Origin of the sequence: Tahibacter sp., assembly GCF_032229445.1 — a bacterium.
Taxonomy (GTDB): domain Bacteria; phylum Pseudomonadota; class Gammaproteobacteria; order Xanthomonadales; family Rhodanobacteraceae; genus Tahibacter.
In genome coordinates, this window is record NZ_JAVTWC010000028.1 from 68,204 (window position 1) to 87,634 (window position 19,431).

General features: G+C 66.4%; 21 protein-coding genes. 18 read left to right on the forward strand and 3 right to left on the reverse strand.

Going from position 1 to position 19,431, the window contains the following annotated elements:
• Positions 1 to 26 precede the first annotated feature (26 nt).
• Positions 27 to 1,103, reverse strand: a complete 1,077-nt coding sequence (locus tag RUU78_RS06600; RefSeq protein ID WP_313914907.1) for a DUF2066 domain-containing protein — start codon at positions 1,101 to 1,103, stop codon at positions 27 to 29.
• Between the two features lie 131 nt (positions 1,104 to 1,234).
• Between RUU78_RS06600 and purM the strand changes: the two genes are divergently transcribed.
• The 3 genes from purM to RUU78_RS06615 all read left to right on the forward strand — a co-directional run bounded on the left by purM (position 1,235) and on the right by RUU78_RS06615 (position 3,700).
• The gene (gene purM / locus RUU78_RS06605) at positions 1,235 to 2,272 is read left to right on the forward strand and encodes a phosphoribosylformylglycinamidine cyclo-ligase (RefSeq protein WP_313914909.1); all 1,038 of its coding nucleotides are present in this window, start codon (positions 1,235 to 1,237) and stop codon (positions 2,270 to 2,272) included.
• A complete protein-coding gene (gene purN, locus RUU78_RS06610) occupies positions 2,272 to 2,916 on the forward strand; it encodes a phosphoribosylglycinamide formyltransferase (RefSeq protein ID WP_313914911.1) in 645 nt (214 codons plus the stop codon). The genes purM and purN overlap by 1 nt, the downstream gene beginning before the upstream one ends.
• Before the next feature lie 61 nt (positions 2,917 to 2,977).
• Positions 2,978 to 3,700, forward strand: coding sequence for a DUF3108 domain-containing protein (locus RUU78_RS06615; protein WP_313914913.1), 723 nt, complete (start codon positions 2,978 to 2,980; stop codon positions 3,698 to 3,700).
• Between the two features lie 126 nt (positions 3,701 to 3,826).
• On the opposite strand, the gene murA is transcribed toward RUU78_RS06615, so the two are convergent.
• Both murA and RUU78_RS06625 read right to left on the reverse strand, forming a co-directional pair.
• Positions 3,827 to 5,086 carry a UDP-N-acetylglucosamine 1-carboxyvinyltransferase gene (gene murA / locus RUU78_RS06620; protein WP_313914915.1) on the reverse strand — a complete coding sequence of 420 codons (1,260 nt, stop codon included), beginning with the start codon at positions 5,084 to 5,086 and terminating at the stop codon, positions 3,827 to 3,829.
• A gap of 113 nt (positions 5,087 to 5,199) precedes the next feature.
• Positions 5,200 to 5,436, reverse strand: coding sequence for a BolA/IbaG family iron-sulfur metabolism protein (locus RUU78_RS06625; protein ID WP_313914917.1), 237 nt, complete (start codon positions 5,434 to 5,436; stop codon positions 5,200 to 5,202).
• Between the two features lie 188 nt (positions 5,437 to 5,624).
• Between RUU78_RS06625 and RUU78_RS06630 the strand changes: the two genes are divergently transcribed.
• From RUU78_RS06630 to RUU78_RS06700, 15 genes are all read left to right on the forward strand, one after another.
• Positions 5,625 to 6,650: a KpsF/GutQ family sugar-phosphate isomerase gene (locus RUU78_RS06630; protein WP_313914918.1), complete on the forward strand. Its 1,026-nt coding sequence runs from the start codon at positions 5,625 to 5,627 to the stop codon at positions 6,648 to 6,650.
• Between the two features lie 134 nt (positions 6,651 to 6,784).
• Positions 6,785 to 7,321 carry an HAD family hydrolase gene (locus tag RUU78_RS06635; protein ID WP_313914921.1) on the forward strand — a complete coding sequence of 179 codons (537 nt, stop codon included), beginning with the start codon at positions 6,785 to 6,787 and terminating at the stop codon, positions 7,319 to 7,321.
• Positions 7,321 to 7,893 (forward strand): LPS export ABC transporter periplasmic protein LptC, encoded by a 573-nt coding sequence (lptC, locus tag RUU78_RS06640; protein ID WP_313914923.1) that lies wholly within the window; start codon positions 7,321 to 7,323, stop codon positions 7,891 to 7,893. Before RUU78_RS06635 ends, lptC begins: the two co-directional genes overlap by 1 nt.
• Positions 7,856 to 8,401, forward strand: a complete 546-nt coding sequence (lptA, locus tag RUU78_RS06645; RefSeq protein WP_313914924.1) for a lipopolysaccharide transport periplasmic protein LptA — start codon at positions 7,856 to 7,858, stop codon at positions 8,399 to 8,401. Before lptC ends, lptA begins: the two co-directional genes overlap by 38 nt.
• On the forward strand, positions 8,401 to 9,120 hold the full coding sequence (gene lptB / locus RUU78_RS06650; protein WP_313914926.1) for an LPS export ABC transporter ATP-binding protein: 720 nt from the start codon (positions 8,401 to 8,403) through the stop codon (positions 9,118 to 9,120). Before lptA ends, lptB begins: the two co-directional genes overlap by 1 nt.
• A 253-nt stretch (positions 9,121 to 9,373) precedes the next feature.
• The gene (locus tag RUU78_RS06655; protein ID WP_313914928.1) at positions 9,374 to 10,834 is read left to right on the forward strand and encodes an RNA polymerase factor sigma-54; all 1,461 of its coding nucleotides are present in this window, start codon (positions 9,374 to 9,376) and stop codon (positions 10,832 to 10,834) included.
• 139 nt (positions 10,835 to 10,973) lie between these two features.
• Positions 10,974 to 11,303, forward strand: coding sequence for a ribosome-associated translation inhibitor RaiA (gene raiA / locus RUU78_RS06660; RefSeq protein WP_313914931.1), 330 nt, complete (start codon positions 10,974 to 10,976; stop codon positions 11,301 to 11,303).
• A 263-nt stretch (positions 11,304 to 11,566) separates the two neighbouring features.
• Positions 11,567 to 12,019, forward strand: a complete 453-nt coding sequence (locus RUU78_RS06665; protein WP_313914933.1) for a PTS sugar transporter subunit IIA — start codon at positions 11,567 to 11,569, stop codon at positions 12,017 to 12,019.
• Positions 12,020 to 12,027: 8 nt separating this feature from the next.
• Complete coding sequence (gene hprK, locus RUU78_RS06670; protein WP_313914934.1) at positions 12,028 to 12,978, forward strand: HPr(Ser) kinase/phosphatase; 951 nt, start codon at positions 12,028 to 12,030, stop codon at positions 12,976 to 12,978.
• Positions 12,975 to 13,862: an RNase adapter RapZ gene (gene rapZ, locus RUU78_RS06675; protein ID WP_313914935.1), complete on the forward strand. Its 888-nt coding sequence runs from the start codon at positions 12,975 to 12,977 to the stop codon at positions 13,860 to 13,862. Before hprK ends, rapZ begins: the two co-directional genes overlap by 4 nt.
• Before the next feature lie 152 nt (positions 13,863 to 14,014).
• On the forward strand, positions 14,015 to 14,407 hold the full coding sequence (locus tag RUU78_RS06680) for a PTS fructose IIA subunit family protein (protein WP_313914936.1): 393 nt from the start codon (positions 14,015 to 14,017) through the stop codon (positions 14,405 to 14,407).
• Positions 14,400 to 14,669, forward strand: a complete 270-nt coding sequence (locus tag RUU78_RS06685) for an HPr family phosphocarrier protein (protein WP_313914938.1) — start codon at positions 14,400 to 14,402, stop codon at positions 14,667 to 14,669. The genes RUU78_RS06680 and RUU78_RS06685 overlap by 8 nt, the downstream gene beginning before the upstream one ends.
• Positions 14,670 to 14,823: 154 nt before the next feature.
• Complete coding sequence (gene ptsP, locus RUU78_RS06690; protein WP_313914966.1) at positions 14,824 to 16,560, forward strand: phosphoenolpyruvate--protein phosphotransferase; 1,737 nt, start codon at positions 14,824 to 14,826, stop codon at positions 16,558 to 16,560.
• 196 nt (positions 16,561 to 16,756) lie between these two features.
• On the forward strand, positions 16,757 to 17,680 hold the full coding sequence (locus tag RUU78_RS06695) for a 2OG-Fe(II) oxygenase (RefSeq protein WP_313914940.1): 924 nt from the start codon (positions 16,757 to 16,759) through the stop codon (positions 17,678 to 17,680).
• The gene (locus RUU78_RS06700) at positions 17,670 to 19,325 is read left to right on the forward strand and encodes a hypothetical protein (protein ID WP_313914941.1); all 1,656 of its coding nucleotides are present in this window, start codon (positions 17,670 to 17,672) and stop codon (positions 19,323 to 19,325) included. Before RUU78_RS06695 ends, RUU78_RS06700 begins: the two co-directional genes overlap by 11 nt.
• Positions 19,326 to 19,431: the final 106 nt, after the last annotated feature.

Here is a 19,431-nt window from a genome sequence, read left to right on the forward strand (position 1 = left end):
CTGAATAGTGACTCGTTCCGAACGTCCTACGGAGTCAGCGCCAGGGTCGCCTCCACACCGTCGATCGGTGGCGCCGTGTTGACGACGCGCAGCATGCCGTCGGACGGCAGATAGGCAAGCCAACGGTCCAGGGCCAGATTCAGGGTAAGCCTCATCAGCACGCCATCGCCACGCGCCTGCTCGGGCTGGAACTCGCGCACGAGTTCGTTGCTGCCCAGCATTTCGAAAAGGCGCGCATAGTCCTGTGCCGACTGCAGGCCGCTGATCCAGACTTTCGCCGTCGTGATGCGGCGCTCCTCGACCACGGCCGACGAACGTCCGCGCGTGCGGTCGACCGCTCCTTCGGCACCAGCAGCCAGCGCCGTGGCAAGATCCGCATCGCGCGACTCCCATACCGGCTGCGCCTGCCCGCCCAGAGCGAGTGTCCAGCGCGCCGACCATTCGTTGCCGACGCGGCGCAACTGGCCGACCAGGACCGTATCCGTCTGGTAACGTGCCGCATCGGCACTCAGCGTCATGATGTCGCCTTCCCAGACGATCTGGGCCGTGGTCAACGCCTGATCCGGCGTTTCCACGCGTGGCCAGACCAACGTGATGCCGCGCTGCTCGGCGACCTGCTGCATGGCGCTTCCGGCCGGGTCGGTGTTGTCGAGCAGACGCGGACCGCTGCCTTCGTCCAGTGCAAGCCAGGTCACGACTGGCGCACGCGCGGCAGGCGTCCAGACCCGAAGGCCGCGATCGCGCAGCACGCGGTCCAGCGCGGCGCGGTCGAAACTCGCGACGAGGCTCAGGCGCAGCAGCGGCTGGCCGTCGACGTTGGCGACTTCCTGGCGGTAAGTGTATTGCTGGACATAGCGCTCGGCCGATTCGATCAGCTTGGCCACGGCTTCACCGCTGGCCACGGCGCGATCGCCGGTGAGCTTGACGACGACCTGGGCCAGCGCGTTCTTCAACGCCATCGCACGCTGTTCGTCGGACTGGTCGGGCACCGGTACTTCACCGGTGTACAGCGCGGCCGAAGCCGATTGGGCCGAAGCCAGGCTGCCATACAGAGGCAGGCACAATAGGGAGAGCAGCACAGCGAGCAAGCGGGCGTAACGCACGGACATTCCCTGGTCGGCGATCGGATTCGTGCCCAAGTCTGCCCAAACCCCGCCACGGCGTCCATGCGGCGGCCCGGCGGCCACCGGCCGCGGCTGGTATGATTGCGCCCCTTTTTTCCGCCGGCGCAGCCATGTCCGATCCGAAGACCGCCCTGACCTACCGCGACGCCGGCGTCGACATCGATGCAGGCAACGAAGTGGTCGAACGCATCAAGCCGCTGGTCGCGCGCACGTTCCGCAAGGAAGTGATGGCCGGCCTCGGCGGATTCGGCGCCCTGTTCGAACTCGCCGGACGCTACAAGGAGCCGGTACTGGTCTCCGGCACCGACGGCGTCGGCACCAAGCTCAAGCTGGCGCAGATCCTGAATCGGCACGACACCATCGGCATCGATCTGGTCGGCATGTGCGTCAACGACGTGCTGGTCCAGGGCGCGGAATCCCTGTTCTTTCTGGACTACTTCGCCACCGGCAAGCTCGATGTCGACACCACTGTCGCGGTCGTCGGCGGAATCGCCAAGGGCTGCGAACTGGCCGGTTGCGCGCTGATCGGCGGCGAAACCGCCGAGATGCCGGACATGTACCCGCCCGGCGAATACGACCTCGCCGGGTTCTGCGTCGGCGCAGTGGAGAAGTCAAAGCTCATCGACGGCAGCCAACTGCGCGCCGGCGACGCCATCCTCGGCATCGCGTCCAGCGGCGCGCATTCCAACGGCTATTCGCTGATCCGCCGCATCGTCTCTCGCGCCGGCAGTCCATTCGAACTGGACGTCGGCGGCGTGGCGCTGGCCGATGCGCTGATGGCCCCAACCACCATCTACGTCAAACCGATCCTGCAGCTGCTCGCCGAACAATCGGTCAAGGGTATGGCTCACATCACCGGCGGCGGGCTCAAGGAAAACATCATCCGTGTCGTGCCCGACGCCCTGGGCATTTCACTCGACAGCGCCAGCTGGACCTTGCCACCGCTGTTCGACTGGCTGCAGCGCGAAGGCGCCGTCGCGCAGGAAGAGATGTGGCGGACGTTCAACTGTGGCATCGGATATACGGTGATCGTCGCGCACGAGGCCATCGCCAGCACGCTGGCGGCGCTCGGCAGGCTCGGCCTGCCCGCGTGGCAGATTGGCGAGATCATCGCCTCGCCTGGCGACGATCGCGTGCTGATCCGCTGATGCCTGTACCGCCGCTGCGCGTCGCGGTACTGATCTCCGGCCGCGGTTCGAACCTGCAGGCGCTGATCTCGGCGCAGCGAAGTGGCGAGCTGGCCATCGACATCGTCGTCGTCGCGAGCAACCGGGCCGCCGCCGAAGGCCTGCGCCACGCGGAGGCCGCCGGCATCGCCACGATCACGCTAGATCCCGGCTGCATGCCCGACCGCGCACGCTACGATGCCGAGCTGTTTGCGCGCATCGCCGCATTCTCGCCCGACCTCATCGTCCTGGCCGGCTTCATGCGCGTGCTCGACGCCGCGGTGCTGGCACCCTGGGCCGGCCGCATCATCAATGTCCATCCGTCGCTGCTGCCGAAATATCCGGGGCTGCACACGCATCGCCGTGCGCTGGAAGCCGGCGACCCCATCCATGGCGCGAGCGTGCATTTCGTCGGAGCGGAACTCGATGCCGGCCCGCTGCTCGCGCGCACCGAAATCGCGCTGGAGCCCGGCGACAGCGCCGAGACGCTGGCCGCGCGGCTGCTGCCGCGCGAACACGCGCTGCTGTGCCGCTGCGTGCAGTGGATCGCGCAAGGCCGTGTGCAACTGCGCGGCAGCACGGTGCACTTTGACGGAACGGCGCTGTCCGAGCCCTTGCGCGTCTGAATCCGCGGAGTGCGTTCAGCACTGCGCGGCCACACTGCGCCGTCCATTACCGGAGTCCTTCATGCGTTTTCTCGTCCTGCTCGGCCTTGCCGTCCTGCCGCTGCTTGCCTCCGCTTTCGAGCCGAACTCCCGCAGCCCGCACGATGCGGCTTCTGAGCCGTTGAAACCGTTCGTGGCGAGTTACGACGTCAAGCGCGGCGGCAAGGTCATCGGCGAAGCCACCATGACCCTGAGCGACAACGGCGATCGACAATGGACGCTGGTCACCGAAACGCGCGGCACTGCGGGAATGGCCAGGCTGCTGGGTCTGGATGTCCGCGAGGCGTCGGAATTTGTCGTCGATGGCCAGTCAGCCCTGCAGAGCACGAACTATCGCTATAAGCAGGATGCGACGCTCAAGTCCAAGCAGCGCCGCATCGAATTCGACTGGCAGGCGAACGAAGCCCGGGTCACTGACAAGGACGAATTGTTCCGCTACGCGCTGCAGGCCGGCAGCATCGACCGTCAGGTCGTCGCCGTCGCGCTGGGCCGCAGCCAGCGGCTGGAGAACAACACGTTCCCGGTCGCGGCCAAGGAAGGCATCGAGAATCAGCGTTTCGAGCGGCGCGAAACGCGCTCGCTGAACCTGCCGGCCGGCCGCTATGACGCGACTCGCTTCGAACGCACCGACAAGCCGAACAAGGGCAGTTCCTGGTACGCACCTGGCCTGCTGGCGCCACTGCAGATCGAACAGCTGCAAAAGGACGGCAATACCATCGTGATGGAGCTGAAGGCGATCCGGTAACGCTGCAGACCCTGTGCCGGACCCGCCGGCGCCGTTGCCGGAAACGCATCGCTTCCGCGGCAACGACCGGAATTTCCGATACCGCATGCCGTCATGGCAGCGGCACCTTGCTTTTTGCCTAAGTGGTCAGGACGGCAGCCGGCGGATGCGTGCGCCGAGGCTGCCGAGCTTTTCCTCGATGCACTCGTAGCCGCGGTCGATGTGGTAGACGCGATCGACCGTGGTATCGCCCTCGGCCACCAGCCCGGCCAGAACCAGGCAGGCCGATGCGCGCAGGTCGGTCGCCATGATCGGCGCGCCGGTCATCTTCTTGACGCCCTTGATGATCGCGGTATTGCCTTCGAGACGGATGTCGGCGCCCAGGCGCTGCAGCTCGTGCGCATGCATGAACCGGTTCTCGAACACGGTCTCGGTGATGATGCCCACGCCTTCGGCGACGCAATTGAGCGCGGTGAACTGCGCCTGCATGTCGGTGGGGAATGCCGGATATGGCGCGGTCGTGATATTGACCGCCTTGGGGCGGTTTCCGCGCATGTCGAGCTCGATCCAGTCATCGCCGGTATTGATGTGCGCACCGGCTTCCTCGAGCTTGGCCAGTACCGCGTCCAGCGTCTTGGGCCTGGCCTTCTTGGCCAGCACGCGGCCGCCGGTGATGGCTCCCGCGACGAGAAAGGTGCCAGTCTCGATGCGGTCCGGCAGCACGTCGTAATCCGTTCCGTGCAGGTGCTCCACGCCTTCGATCACGAGCGTTGCCGTGCCCGCTCCCTGTACGTTGGCGCCCATGGCGTTGAGGCAGTTGGCGAGATCCACCACCTCGGGTTCCTGCGCAGCGTTCTCGATGATCGTGGTGCCGTGGGCGAGGGCCGCCGCCATCATGATGTTCTCGGTACCGGTGACCGTGACGATATCCATGTTGATGCGCGCGCCCTTGAGGCGCTTGGCCTTGGCGCGGATGTAACCGTTCTCGACCGTCACGTCGGCACCCAGTGCCTGCAGACCTTTGATATGCAGGTCGACCGGACGCGAACCGATCGCACAGCCGCCCGGCAGGGAGACTTCGGCCTCGCCGTAGCGCGCGACCAGCGGACCGAGCACGAGGATCGACGCGCGCATGGTCTTGACGAGGTCATACGGCGCCGAACAGCTCTTGATGGAGCGCGGGTCGACATGGATCTTCATGCGCTCGTCGAGCACCAGTTGCACGCCCATCTGGCCGAGCAGTTCCATGGTCGTGGTGACGTCGTGCAGGTGAGGCACGTTGCCGATGCTGACGGGGCCATCAGCGAGCAGGGTCGCGGCCAGGATCGGCAGCACCGCGTTCTTGGCGCCGGAAATCCACACGTCGCCGTGCAGCGGTTCACCGCCGGAAATTACGATCTTGGCCATCATTTACTCGGTAAACGGGAATTCGACATCGCGGTATGCAGACCCGCATCGCGGGCTGCAGCGGCTTTGGGGGGTATCACGGCCCGAAGCCGTCAAAGACTCAGGCATTGCGGCTACCGCGTTTCCGCCTCTTCGGGTGTCACCGTCTTGAGAGCCAGTGCATGGATGGCGCCCCCCATCAGATCGCCGAGCGTCGCGTACACGAGACGGTGCCGCGCCAGCGGCAACTTGCCACGGAACGCTTCGGCGATGACCAGGGCATCGAAGTGCACGCCATCGGCTCCGCTGACCTCGGCCGTGGCGCCGGGCAATCCTTGCTCGATCAGATTCTTGATGGTCTGGCTGTCCATTTCGGGCGGGATCCATGGCGGATTCAGGGCAGCGACGGAGCGTCGCGACGAAGTGCAGGTCTGCTCCGTCCCTGCGACAGGGACGACTATCCGGCTACACTATGGGGACGCGCATGTTACCGAAAATCCGCTGGCGCCAAAACGTTGCGTTCGAGCGCCCTGTTTCCCTGCTCCATCCAGCCTTGCTCATGAATGCACAGATCCTGCCCCTGATTTCCTCCAGCGCTGCCCATCCGCCGCTGAACCAGGCTGCCCTGGTGCGCAGTGCACTACAGGTCGTCGAAACCGAAGCCCGGGCCATCGATCTGCTCAAGTCCCGCATCGACGAAAGCTTCCTGCGCGCCTGCCAGCTCATGTTCGACTGCACCGGCCGGATCGTGGTTTCCGGCATGGGCAAGTCCGGCCACATCGCGCGAAAGATCGCCGCGACCCTGGCGTCTACTGGCACACCGGCGTTCTTCGTGCATCCGGGAGAAGCCAGTCACGGCGACCTGGGCATGATCACGCAGAAGGACGTGGTGCTGGCCCTGTCCAACTCGGGCGAGACCGACGAACTCCTGACCATCCTGCCGCTGATCCGGCGCCAGGGCATACCGCTGATCGCGATGAGCGGCAACGACAGCTCCTCGCTCGCGCGCCTGGCCGACGTGCATCTTGATGTCAGCGTGCCGACCGAAGCCTGTCCCCTGGGACTCGCGCCGACCGCCAGCACGACTGCCGCGCTCGTCATGGGCGACGCGCTGGCCGTGGCGCTGCTGGAAGCCCGCGGCTTTACTGCCGACGATTTCGCCCGGTCCCATCCGGCCGGTTCGCTGGGCCGACGCCTGCTGCTGCACATCAGCGACGTCATGCATACGGGCGACCAGATTCCCAAGGTTGGCGAAAATTCGAGCCTTTCCGAAGCACTCGTCGAGATGTCGCGCAAGGGCCTGGGCATGACTGCCGTCGTCGATGCGGAAGACACCCTGCTCGGCGTCTTCACCGATGGCGACCTGCGCCGCGCCCTCGACGACCACGCCGTCGACCTGCGCAGCGCGCCCCTGACGCGCCTGATGACCGCCAAGGCCAAGACAATCACGCCGGACAAGCTCGCCGTCGAAGCAGCCCGACTCATGGAAGACTTCACCATCCATGCCCTGCTCGTCGTGGACCACGACAACAAGCTGGTCGGCGCGCTGAACATTCACGACCTGCTGCGCGCCCGCGTAGTCTGAACGCGAGCCCGGCTCCGCGGGCGGCCGGCATGGACGGCTGCCCCGCGCTTGCCGCAGGATCCCCAGGTTGCCCGGTCGATGCCGGTCCGTTCCGCCCACCCGCGGCCCTGCCGCCCCCTGTCCGATACCTGCGTATGCCCGACCGACTGTCCGACCACCTACGTGACCGCGCCGCCGCCATCCGCCTTGCCGTGTTCGATGTGGACGGCGTGCTCACCGACGGACGACTGTGGTATTCGGAAGATGGCCGCGAGCTCAAGGCCTTTCACGTCCACGACGGGCTTGGCCTCAAGCGACTGCTCGCCAACGGCATCGAAGTGGCCATCATCACCGCGCGCATGAGTCATCTCGTCACCGAACGCATGGCCGAACTCGGTGTCGCCCACGTCTATCAGGGGCAGAAGGACAAGCGCGCCTGCCTGCACCTGCTCTGCGAGGCGCTGCAGTTGCCGCTGCAGCAGGTCTGTTACACCGGCGACGATCTGCCCGACCTGCGCGCCATGCTCGCAACCGGCTTACCCATCGCACCGGCGAATGCACATCCATGGGTGGCCGAACGCGCGCACTGGCAAACCCGGCGCAACGGCGGTGAAGGTGCCGCGCGCGAAGTCTGCGATCTGTTGCTGCACGCGCGTGGCCTGGCCGACGCCGAACTGGCGCATTGGCTCTGATGGGCGAGCGCAGTCTCCACACGATCCTCGCGCTGGCCGTGGCGGCGGCGCTGACCTGGTCGCTGTTCTGGCTGTTCCGGCCGGCCGAAAAAGAGCCAGCCTTCGTCGGCCCGCCACGCTCGAACTACACCCTCGAGGATTTCCAGCTCAACGCACTCGATGAAAACGGCGAGCTGAGTTTCACGGTGGCCGCGCCGGCGCTCGCGCGCCGCAATGACGATGGCTCGCTATGGATCGATGCGCCTGATTTTCTGATCGCAACGGCCAAGGGTGAGCCCTGGAAAGGCAAATCGCAGTCGGCCTTCGTCAACAAGGACGGCACACACATGCTGCTGGCCGGCGCCGTTGAGATGCATCGCGAAGCCAGCGCCGAAGCCGGCGCAGCGCGCGTGGACACGCGCGACGTCGATGCCTATCCGAAGGAGAACCGTCTGCAGACCGCTGCCGCCGCGACGATCACGCAGCCGGGCTCTATACTGCGCGGCACCGGCATGAAGGCCGATCTCAACACGCACCAATTGGAGTTGCTCGCCGATGTCCACGCTTCGTTCGCGCGCAAGCGCAAGCCTTAGTCTTGTTGCGCTGCTGGCGCTGGCGGCACCGGCGGCACAGGCGCTGAAGTCCGACGCCGACCAGCCGCTGGAAGTGGCGGCCAATCATTTCGCCACCAACCAGAACAAGCACCTCACCATCCTCACCGGCGCGGTCAAGCTGACCCGCGGCACGATGAAGGGCGAATCCGACAAAGGTACTGTCTACCAGAACGACGACGATGAGATCAGCCGCGTCGTGCTCGAAGGCAAGCCGGCGCGGATGCAGCAGCAGCTCGATGGCGGCGGCCTGATGCGCGCCACCGCGGCGAACATCGACTACGACACCGACAAGTCCACCGCCATCCTCACCGGCAATGCGGTCGTGATCCAGGAAGGCCGCGGCGAATTTCGCGGCGAACGCATCGTCTACAACACCGAGAGCGGCGAGCTTACCGGCGAAGGTAATTCGGGCGGCGGCATCACGATGAAGATGCAGCCCAAGCCCAAGGCGGAACCCAAGCCGGCCGCCAAGGACAAACCGCAGTAATGCTCAGCGCGACGGGGCTGAAGAAACGCTACAAGCAGCGTGAAGTCGTACGCGATTTCTCCTGCCGCGTGGACCAGGGCGAAGTGGTTGGCCTGCTCGGTCCCAACGGCGCCGGCAAGACGACCTGTTTCTACATGATCGTGGGACTGATCGGTGCGGACGCCGGCAGCATCCGGCTCGACGAGACCGACATCACCGCGCAGCCGATGCATGCGCGCGCGCGTCTGGGCCTGGGCTATCTGCCGCAGGAAGCATCGGTGTTCCGCCGCCTCAGCGTTGCCGACAACATCCTCGCAATCCTTGAACTGCGTCCGAAGCTGGGCGCGGCCGGCCGCGCGGCGGAACTCGAAAAACTGCTCGATGAACTGCAGATCAGCCATATCGCGCAGCAGAAAGGGGCGAGCCTTTCCGGCGGTGAGCGGCGTCGCGTGGAGATCGCGCGCGCGCTGGCCGCGGAACCGCGCTTCATGCTGCTCGATGAACCGTTCGCCGGCGTGGATCCGATCTCGGTCGGCGAGATCCAGCGCATCGTGCGCCATCTCAAGGAACGCGGCATCGGCGTGCTGATCACCGATCACAACGTGCGCGAAACCCTCGGCATCTGCGATCGCGCCTACATCCTCAGCGAAGGCAAGGTGCTGGCCAAGGGCGCGCCGGCCACGATACTCGCGAACGAGCAGGTGCGCGAAGTGTACCTGGGCAAGGAATTCCGCATGTAACGTGCGATCGCGGCGCGGAATCCACAGCGCCACAGATGCACATTGACAAAAGATTCACGCCACCGGGGCGCGTCCGCACACGGCGCGAGGTGGACAAGCTGCCAAATCCTCTCCCAATCCGGCGCCATACGCAAGTTGCTTGCGACCTGCCGCTGCGCGGTTCCCGTCGACCGTTTTCCGCATTAGGATGGCGTCACGGGCCTTTCGCACCGTCGACTGTATTCCTGCGAAACGCGCCGCAACGGGACCCCTGATGAAGCCAGCGTTAAATCTCCGCCTGCACCAGCAACTGGCGTTGACTCCGCAACTGCAGCAGGCGATCCGCCTGCTGCAGCTGAGCAGCATCGAGCTGGAGATGGAGCTGCGTGAAGCGCTCGAATCCAATCCGCTGCTGGAACTCCCCGACGAACCGGGCGAACCCGCACCGGCCGAGGCCGAGGCCGGTGTCGATGCACCGCCAGTGGAATTCCTTGACACCCGCAACACCAGCAGCAGCGAAACCGCAAGCAGCGACAGCGGCGACGCGCGCGAGGCGGACGAGGACCGCTTCGAATCGCTGGACATGAACTTCGACACGCCCGCGCGCAACGCGCCGTCGGACGACGAATTCGAAACCCAGGAGCCGGAAAAGCAGGACCTGCGCGATCACCTGCTTTGGCAGCTGAACCTCACGCCGATGTCCGCGCGCGACCGGGCGATAGCCGTCGCCATCATCGAGGCAATCGACGACGACGGCTATCTGCACGAACCGATCGAGGCCATCCAGCAAGGCCTCGACAGCCTGTATCAGGTCGATGCCGACGAGATCGAAGCGGTGCGCCATCGCGTGCAGCGCTTCGACCCGCTCGGCGTGGCGAGTCGTAACCTGCGTGATTGCCTGCTGGTACAGCTCGACTCGTTCGAGACCGATGTCGAAGGTCTTGCCGTGGCCCGGGCCATTGTCGCCGATCACCTGGAAGTGCTGGCCAAGAACGATCGCGCCCGCCTGAGCCGCAGCCTCAAGGCCGGCAGCGACCAGATCGACCTCGCCGTGCAGCTGATCCGCGCTCTCGATCCCAAACCGGGTTCCAGCGTCTCCAGCGCAGCGCCCGAATACGTGGCGCCCGACGCCTACGCCTTCCGCCATCACGGCCAATGGCAGGTCAGCCTCGCCCCGGGGTGCCAACCGCAGCTGGCGATCAACCGGCACTACGAGTCACTGATCGCCCGTGCCCAGCGCGACGATGCCTCGTACCTGCGCGGCCAGTTGCAGGAGGCGCGCTGGCTGATCAAGAGCCTGAAGACGCGCGCCGATACGATACTCAAGGTCGCCCAGTCCATCGTGAAGGCGCAAAGCGCGTTCCTCGATTTCGGTCCCGAGGCGATGAAACCACTGGTACTCAAGGACGTTGCCGAGGAAATCGGCATGCACGAATCCACGGTATCGCGCGTGACGACGCGCAAGTTCCTCTATACGCCGCGCGGCACCTTCGAGTTCAAGCACTTCTTCTCCAGCGGTGTCTCCACGGTCGACGGCGGCACCGCCTCGGCTACGGCGATCCAGGCCATGATCCGAAAGCTCATCGAGGCTGAGCCGACCGGCAAGCCGCTGTCGGACCAGGGACTGGCCGAGGAACTCAACCGCCGCGGCATCAACGTGGCCCGCCGCACGGTCGCCAAGTACCGCGAGGCGATGAATATCGCCGCCTCCAACGAGCGCTGCCGGCTCAGCTGAGCCGCTTGAACCTGCGGCCGGGAACCCCTATGCAGGACACAGGTCAACGCTAACCACACTCTTTCGCACGAAGCCTAATGCATCGTTTCGTGCCGACCGCGTTCCGCGTCAGGAGCGCTCTACCGTAAGGAGAAGCACCATGCAGATCAATGTCAGCGGCCCCAAGGTTGAAGTGACGCCGGCCCTGCGCAGCTATGTCGAAAGCAAGTTCGAGCGCATCCTGCGCCACTTCGACCACCTCCACGACATCGGCGTGACGCTGAACGTTGAGAAGCTCGTGCATAAGGCGGACGCGACCATCCATGCGGCTGCCGGCAAGATCATTCACGCGGAAGCCAGCGCCGACGACATGTATGCCGCGATCGACGCGCTGGCCGACAAGCTCGACGGCCAGATCCGCAAGCACAAGGAAAAGCTGACCGATCACCACAAGAGCGAGGCGCTGCGCGCCGCCGAGCGGATTGCGTAAGGCGAGTGAAAAGCACAGAGGCGCGAGAAATGAGTGAGTGCTTTACGCATCGCGTCCCGCGGCGAGCCCAGCATCCTCCAACGACCTCCTAACACCTTGAAAATATTGCGTCAGTTCATCGAGAGCCGGGCTTCTGCCCGGCTTTCTCGTTTCTGACTCCTCTAACCTCTTCAATCACATTTCCTCCCTCGACCAATTTCTACCGCACTGCGGCAAAACCCGCGCTATGATCCGCGACCTTCGCGACTACCTGTCCGGGCGGCATGCGCTTCAGCGATCTCCTGACTCCCGACAGTGTCGTCGCCGATCTGCAGGTGCGATCACGTGGCGCGCTGCTGGAAGCGCTGGCCCAACTCATGGCGCCGACCGACCAGGCCCTGTCTGTCCTGGAAGCCCTGACCGAACGCGAAGGTCTCGGCTCCACCGCGCTGGGATCCGGTTTCGCACTTCCGCATGGACGCAGCGCCGTGCTGGCAAAGCCCCGTGCTGCCTTTGTCCGACTGATCCGGCCGGTCGCGTTCGGTGCAGCCGATGGCCGGCCGGTAGATCTGTTCGCGGCCATAGTCACCCCGAACCACTTCACGACCGGGCACCTGGCGCTGCTGGCCGACATCGCCACGCGCGCATCCGATCCGCCGACTCTCGAGCGTCTGCGCCGGGCCGCCGATGCCAGCGCGCTCCATGCCGAACTGGCAGAATGGGGCGAGCTCGCCTGATCGCCTCCATGGATCCACTGACCGCCCGCCAGCTGTTCGACAGCCTCAGCGAACGCCTGTCACTGCGCTGGACCGCGGGAACGCAGGGCAATGGCCGCACGCTCGATCCGGGCGACAATCACGCGCGCCGTCCGTCGATGGTCGGCTATCTCAACGTGATCTACCCGAACAAGGTGCAGATCATCGGTACCGAGGAGCTGAACTACCTCGACGGCCTGGATTCGCGCCAGCGCTGGGAAACCGTGCAGAAAATCATCAACTACCGGCCCACCGCGCTGATCGTGACGAAAGATCAGGCCCTGCCCAGCGACCTGCGCGAGGCCGCCGATGAATCCAACACGCCGCTGTGGTCCAGTCCCAAGCGCGGCCACGAGATCCTGACCTTCCTGCAATATCACCTCGCGCGCCTGTTGGCGCGACGCGTGACGCTGCACGGCGTGTTCATGGAGGTCTATTCCATCGGCGTGCTGATCACCGGCGAATCCGGGTCCGGCAAGAGCGAACTGGCGCTGGAACTGCTGACCCGCGGCCACCGCCTGGTCGCGGACGACGCGCCGGAGTTCACCCAGATCGCGCCGGACGTGGTTGACGGCCATTGCCCCGAACTGCTGCAGGACCTGCTTGAAGTGCGCGGACTGGGCGTGCTCAACGTGCGCGAGATGTTCGGCCATACCGCGGTCAAGCCGTCCAAGTACCTGCGCCTCGTCGTGCACCTGCGTCCGCTCAATCCGCTCGACGACGTCGACGGCATGAAGCGCCTGACCGGCGACGTCGGCTATCGCGAGATCCTCGACACCCGCATTCCGCAGATCGCGATTCCGGTTGCGCCCGGCCGTAACCTTGCCGTGCTCGTCGAGGCCGCCGTGCGCAGCCACATGCTCAAGAGCAAGGGCATAGATCCCGCGCAGACCTTCATCGACCGCCAGGCCCATCAATTGCAGAAGCGGGCACCGTGGTGAGCAGCGAACCCCTGGACATCAACGGCGACGCGGACAAGGTCCACCTCGTCGTGCTGTCGGGCCTGTCCGGTGCCGGCAAGACCGTCGCCCTGCGTACGCTCGAGGATTTCGACTTCTATTGCGTCGACAACCTTCCGGCAGCACTGATGCCATCCCTCGTCGGCGCGGTCAGCCGTGGCGGCCACCGCCGCATCGCGGTCGGCGTAGACGTGCGCAATCGCAGCGAGGACCTGAACCAGCTGCCGCAGGTGCTGGCCGAGCTGGCGCGAACTGGCGTGGAATACCAGCTCATCTTCCTCGACAGCCGCGACGACGTGCTGTCCAAACGCTTTTCCGACACACGCCGGCGGCATCCGCTGTCGGCCGACGGACTGCCGCTGCAGGATGCGATCGCACTCGAACGCAAGCTGCTGCGGCCGCTCTCGGCGATCGCCGACCGGGTCATCGAATCCAGCGATCTCAACGTCCACCAGCTGCGGCGACTCATCGCCACGGAACTCGGCGTGGGCGGCGGCGAGCTGTCGCTGCTGTTCGAGTCCTTCGCCTACCGCCGCGGCCTGCCGATCGACGCGGACTTCGTCTTCGACGCCCGCGTGCTGCCAAATCCGCACTGGGATCCGTCGCTGCGCCCGCTGTCGGGCAAGGATGCGGCGATTCGCGAATGGCTGCAGGGCAAGCCGGAAGTGCAGCGCTTCCTCGACCAGCTGACCAGCTTCCTCGACGAGTGGCTGCCACGCTTCGAAGCCGACAACCGCTCCTACGTGACCATCTGCATCGGCTGCAGCGGCGGCCGTCATCGCTCGGTCTATCTGGCCGAACGCCTGGCTGAACATTTCCGCGCCTCGCGCGAACAGGTCCTGACCTTTCACCGTGAACTCGAGTAAACCCGCCCCCACCTACCAGCGACAGGCAATATTCTTGCAAGTTGCTATCCGCATTACCCTCCTGCAGGCAACCTGATGGCCATTTCCCGCGTCATAGTCACGCAACCAGTACGCCTCCGAGCCGGCACCGCCGGCGATCGGGAGCAGACCTCGTGAGCGTAGGCGTGCTGTTGCTGACCCATGAGGCCATGGGCGATGCGCTGGTCTCGGCCGCGCATCACGTGCTCGGCCAGTTTCCGCTGCCGCTGGAAGTGCTCGAAGTCGGCGCCTGCGCCGACCCCGAAAGCGCATTGGGTGACGCGTCGCGTCGCGCACGCCACCTCGACCAGGGTGACGGCGTGCTGGTACTGTCGGATCTGTACGGTTCGACACCGTGCAACATCGCCCAGCGTCTGTCCGGCCTCGGCTTCCGCACCCACTGCGTGAGCGGCCTGAACCTGCCGATGTTGCTGCGCGTGCTGAACTATCCGAATCAGGATCTCGACCAGCTGGCGCAGACCGCGGCCACTGGCGGGCGCGGCGGAATCTGCATCGACCATGCTTGAACGCGACGTCGTCATCAGCAACAAGCTGGGCCTGCATGCCCGCGCCTCGGCCAAGCTGGTGCAACTGCTGCAGAGCTACTCATCGACAGTGTGGTTGCGCTGCCGCGGTCGCGAAATCAATGCCAAGAGCATCATGGGGGTGATGATGCTCGCGGCAGGTGTCGGCACGCCGGTCACGATCCGCGCCGAAGGCGCGGACGAGGCCGCAGCGCTGGACGCCGTGGTCGATCTGTTCCAACGCAAGTTCGACGAAGGCCAATAGCCGGCGGTTGCCGCCGGACGACGCGCTGGCGCGCACGGTACGGATGGCGCGGCTTTGCCGGTCGATCCGGGCTGCGCCGGACTCGATCCGGGCAGCGAGCGCGGGCTGCGCCGCTGGATTCACCCCACCACAAGGACCCGTCCATCCCGTGAGCATGCGCATCGTCCTCAATGGCATCGGCGCCTCGCGCGGCATGGTCCTGGGACGTGCACGGCTGGTGCAGCCGAGCCAGTTCGTCATCGACGAGACCCTGCTGGAACCGGGCGAGATAGAGAACGAGGCCGAGCGCCTGCAGCTCGCGCTGGAGACCGCACAGACGGAACTGCGCACGATCCGCGACAAGCTCCATGGCGCGCTCGCGCGCGAGATCGGCGAATTCATCGACGCGCACAGCATGCTGTTGAACGACCCGGAGCTGCTGACCGGCCTGTTCGATCTGGTGCGCCGCGGCCGCTACCGCGCCGGCACCGCACTGAAGATGCAGCGCGACCGACTCGCCGCCGTGTTCGAGGCCATGGACGATCCCTACCTGCGCAGCCGCCGCGAGGACATCGACCACGTCATCGGCCGGGTGCAGTCCGCGCTCGCGCGCGAAACCAGTCCGGCAGAGCGCCAGATCGCCGCGCGCGTCGGCACCATCCTGGTCAGCGACCAGATCGCGCCGGCGGAAATGACCCACCTGACCGAGCAGGGCGTGCTCGCCGCAGTGTGCACCGGTTCGAGCGCGCTGTCGCACAGCGCCATCCTCGCGCGCAGCATGCGCCTGCCGATGATCGTCGGCGCGCACGAGGCGCTGGCCGAGGTCCACGACGACGACCTGCTGCTCGTCGACGGCGACCACGGCGAGGTCGTCGTGCATCCGACCGCGCAGGACCTCGCGCGCTACCGCCAGCACCAGCGCGATGCGCAACGCGAAGGCCGCCGCCTGGCCCAGCTGGCGTACGCGCCGACACGCACGCTCGACGATTGCGCGATCCGCCTGTTCGCCAATGCCGAGCTGGCCGGCGACGTGGCCCAGGCCCGCGCCAACGGTGCCGACGGCATCGGCCTGTATCGGACCGAATTCCTGTTCCTGCAGCGCAATCACCTGCCCGACGAGGACGAACAGTTCCACGCCTACCGCGACCTCGTGCTCGGCATGGGCGGGCTGCCGGTGACGATACGCACGCTGGACCTCGGTGCGGACAAGGCCGATACCACGGGCCTGGCACTGACCACGGAGCCCAATCCCGCGCTCGGCATGCGCGGCGTGCGCCTGTCGATCCGCCGGCCGGCGCTGTTCGCGACGCAGATGCGCGCGATCCTGCGCGCCTCGGCCTACGGGCCGATCCGCATCCTCGTGCCGATGGTCACGACCATCATCGAGATGCAGGCCACGCGCAAGCTGATCCAGATCTGCGCGCGCGACCTGCGCAGCGAAGGCCACGAGGTCGCCGACCAGTTCGACCTCGGCGCCATGATCGAGGTGCCGGCGGCGGCCATCGCCCTGCCGAGCCTGATCCGCTATGTCGATTTCGTTGCGATCGGCACCAACGACCTGGTCCAGTACACGCTGGCCGCGGATCGCAACAACGATGCGCTGTCGGAACTCTACGATCCGCTGCACCCGGCCGTGCTGCAACTGCTCGCCGCCACCATGCGCTGCGGCGAGAAGCACAGGAAGCCGGTGAGTCTCTGCGGCGAGATGGCCTCGGACGCACGCTTCACGCCGCTGCTGATCGCGCTGGGCCTCACCGACTTCAGCATGCACACCGGCGCGCTGCTCGAAGTGCGTGACGCTGTGTCGCGCTGCGATCGCGGCCGCCTGCGCCGGCTCGCGCCGCAACTGCTGCGCGCGGAAGATCGGGAAGGGCTGGAGCGCGTCCTGGCGCGGGCAACCGACGCCGCGTAGCGTCCTGTCTCGTCGTTGCGTTGAAGATATTCCGGACGGACTTCGCGGCGAGACCGGGTGCGGCGGCGCCTCGCAACGACGTATCGCGGCATAGACGCCGGAATCGACCAACGGCGACTGCGAGACAGGCCACTGCCCCCGGCCGCGGCGCGCGCTGCTCATGGCATGATCGCGCCTCCGCACCCTACGCCCTCCCATGCTCGCCGCCGATCTCGACTCGCGCATTGCCTCGCTCGCCGCCGCGTTCCAGCGCCGCGAGCCGTTCCGCCATGTCGTGATCGAGCACTTCTTCGACACCGCCAGCGCGACGCAACTGCTGGCCGATTTCCCGGCATTCGAGCGCGGCAACGCGCGCAACGAGGACGGCGGGATCGGCAACAAGTCGACCGTCGAGAAAATCCGCGAACTCGGTCCGGCCTATGCGGCGCTGGACGATCTCGTGCAGTCGCCGGCATTCCTGCAGCGCCTGTCCGCGATCACCGGCATTGCCGACCTGCGCTACGACCCGTGGTATTTCGGCGGCGGCACGCACGAGAACCGCAACGGCCAGGACCTCGACCCGCACGTCGACTTCAACCGCCATCCGGTCGAACCCTGGCACCGCCGACTCAATCTCATCGTGTATCTGAATCCGCAGTGGGAAGACCACTGGGGCGGCCTGCTCGAACTGCATTCGGATCCGCGCGCCGATGACGACCGCATCACGCGCATCGCGCCGCTGTTCAACCGCGGCGTCATCTTCGAGACCACGGAATGGAGCTGGCACGGCTTCGAGCGGATCGCCGTGCCGGCCGGACGCGAGGATGTCACGCGGCGTTCCATCGCCTTGTACTTCTACACAACGGAACGTCCAGCCGAGGAACTGGCACCTACCCATTCGACCATCTACGTCGAGCGGCCGCTGCCCGAGCGCTTCCGCGCCGGAATGACGCTGAGCGAGGACGACGTCGGCGAGCTGCGCAATCTGCTCGCACGCCGCGACCAGCACAACCAGCGCCTTTACCGCGAGCTCAGCGAGCTGAATCAACGCTACGAACAGACCCGCGAAGCACTGGAGCGCGGGCTGATCGGACGGCTGCGCTACTACGCGCGGCGCCTGCTCGCGCGCCGTGTACGCTGAAGCAGCCGCGACAACCGCTGCTGCGCGCACGACGCGCACCGAGTGCCTGCTGCTGTGCGCCGGCGTACTCGCCTTCGGCTGCGCCGCGGCCTGGATGGGCCAGAGCAACAACTGGGATCTGCGCAACTACCACTGGTACGACGGCTGGGCCTGGCTGAGCGGTCGTAGCGCGCAGGATCTCGCTGCGGCGCAGGCGCAGACCTGGTTCAACCCGACGCTGTCGGCACTGCTGTATCTGTTGCTGTCCACCGCGCCGCCTTGGCTCGGCACCTTCGTGCTCGGCGCGGTGCAGGGACTCAACCTGCTGCCCCTCCATCGCATCGCCGTGCAGTTGCTGCCGCCGGCGCTGCTGCAGCGGCGTCGCTGGCTCCCACTGCTGATCGCTCTGGTCGGCGCCACCGGTGCGACCCAGCGCGGTGAACTTGGCGCCGGCTTTGGCGACAACCTCGTGAGCCTGCCGCTGCTGTGCGCACTCGCCCTGCTGCTGCCTCCTCAGTCCGGACGCGGGCGCATCGCGGCGGCCGGCGCGCTGCTCGGGCTGGCAGTGGGACTGAAACTCACGGCTGCGCCGGTCGCGAGCGGGATCGTGCTCGCCGCGCCACTGCTGTTTGCGGCGCGCGGATGCATTCCCGGATTGGCGGCACGCGCAAGGCGTGCCACCGCGTTGCGGCGCTGGCTGCTGCTGGCGGGCTACGCGCTGGCCGGCTTCCTGCTCGTCAACGGCCACTGGATGTGGCAGCTGTGGCGCGAATTCGGCAATCCGCTGTTCCCGCTGTTCGGTTCCGTTTTCGGCGGCGATTTCGTCGCGCCGGCCGAACTGCGCGATACGCGCTGGCTGCCGCGCGGCGCGCTGGAATGGCTGTTCTATCCACTGGTCTGGGCCGACCAGCCGCGACGCGTGTCCGAACTGTGGTTCCTCGATCTGCGTCTGCCACTGCTGTTCCTTGCGCTGCTCGCGCTGCCGCTGTGGCGGTGCCGCGCGCGTGCATCGTTGCCGCAGCCACGGAGGCTGGATTTCGTGCTGCTCGCGGTCGTGCTCGCGTACCTGCTGTGGCTCGCGCTGTTCGGCTACTACCGCTATCTCGTCGTGCTGGAAATGCTCGCGCCGCTGCTGCTGGTCGTCGCGCTGCTCGCCCTGCCCTGGCGCATCGGCCTGGCGACGGCATGCGCGGTGCTGGTCATCGTCGGCTTGGCTACACGGCCGCCGCGCTGGGGCCGGCTGGCGCACTACGGCGATCACTACGTCGAAGTGATGCTGCCGGCGCGCGCACAGGTGGCGAACGCGCTGGTCGTCTTCGGCAGCCGCGAGCCGCTCGCGTTCCTCGCGCCGGCATTTCCCGACAGCACACGGTTCGTGCGCATCGTCGGCAACGCGCTCGGCCCGCCGCTGCCCGAGTGGGCGCTGGACCGCGCCGTGTACGAACGACTGCACCGGCACGACGGGCCATTGCTGCTGCTTGCGAGCGATGTGAACGAAACATCGCTGCAGGAAGCCCTGCGACGGCATCGCCTGACAGCGACAGCGGGCGCCTGCGACCCCGTGGACAGCAACCTGTTCGACGGCGAAATGCGGCCGCAGTTGTGCGAACTGCGCACGCTGCCACCGACACACACGGCGGATACCGTGTCGCCAGCGGCGCAGTGACAGACATCGCGCGATGCATCGGGCTTCGCCACAAGCCGCACGCTGCCACTGCCCCAGGGTGAATAGCACGGCGCTGGAGTACCTCCGGCGCGACGATCTCGCCCGA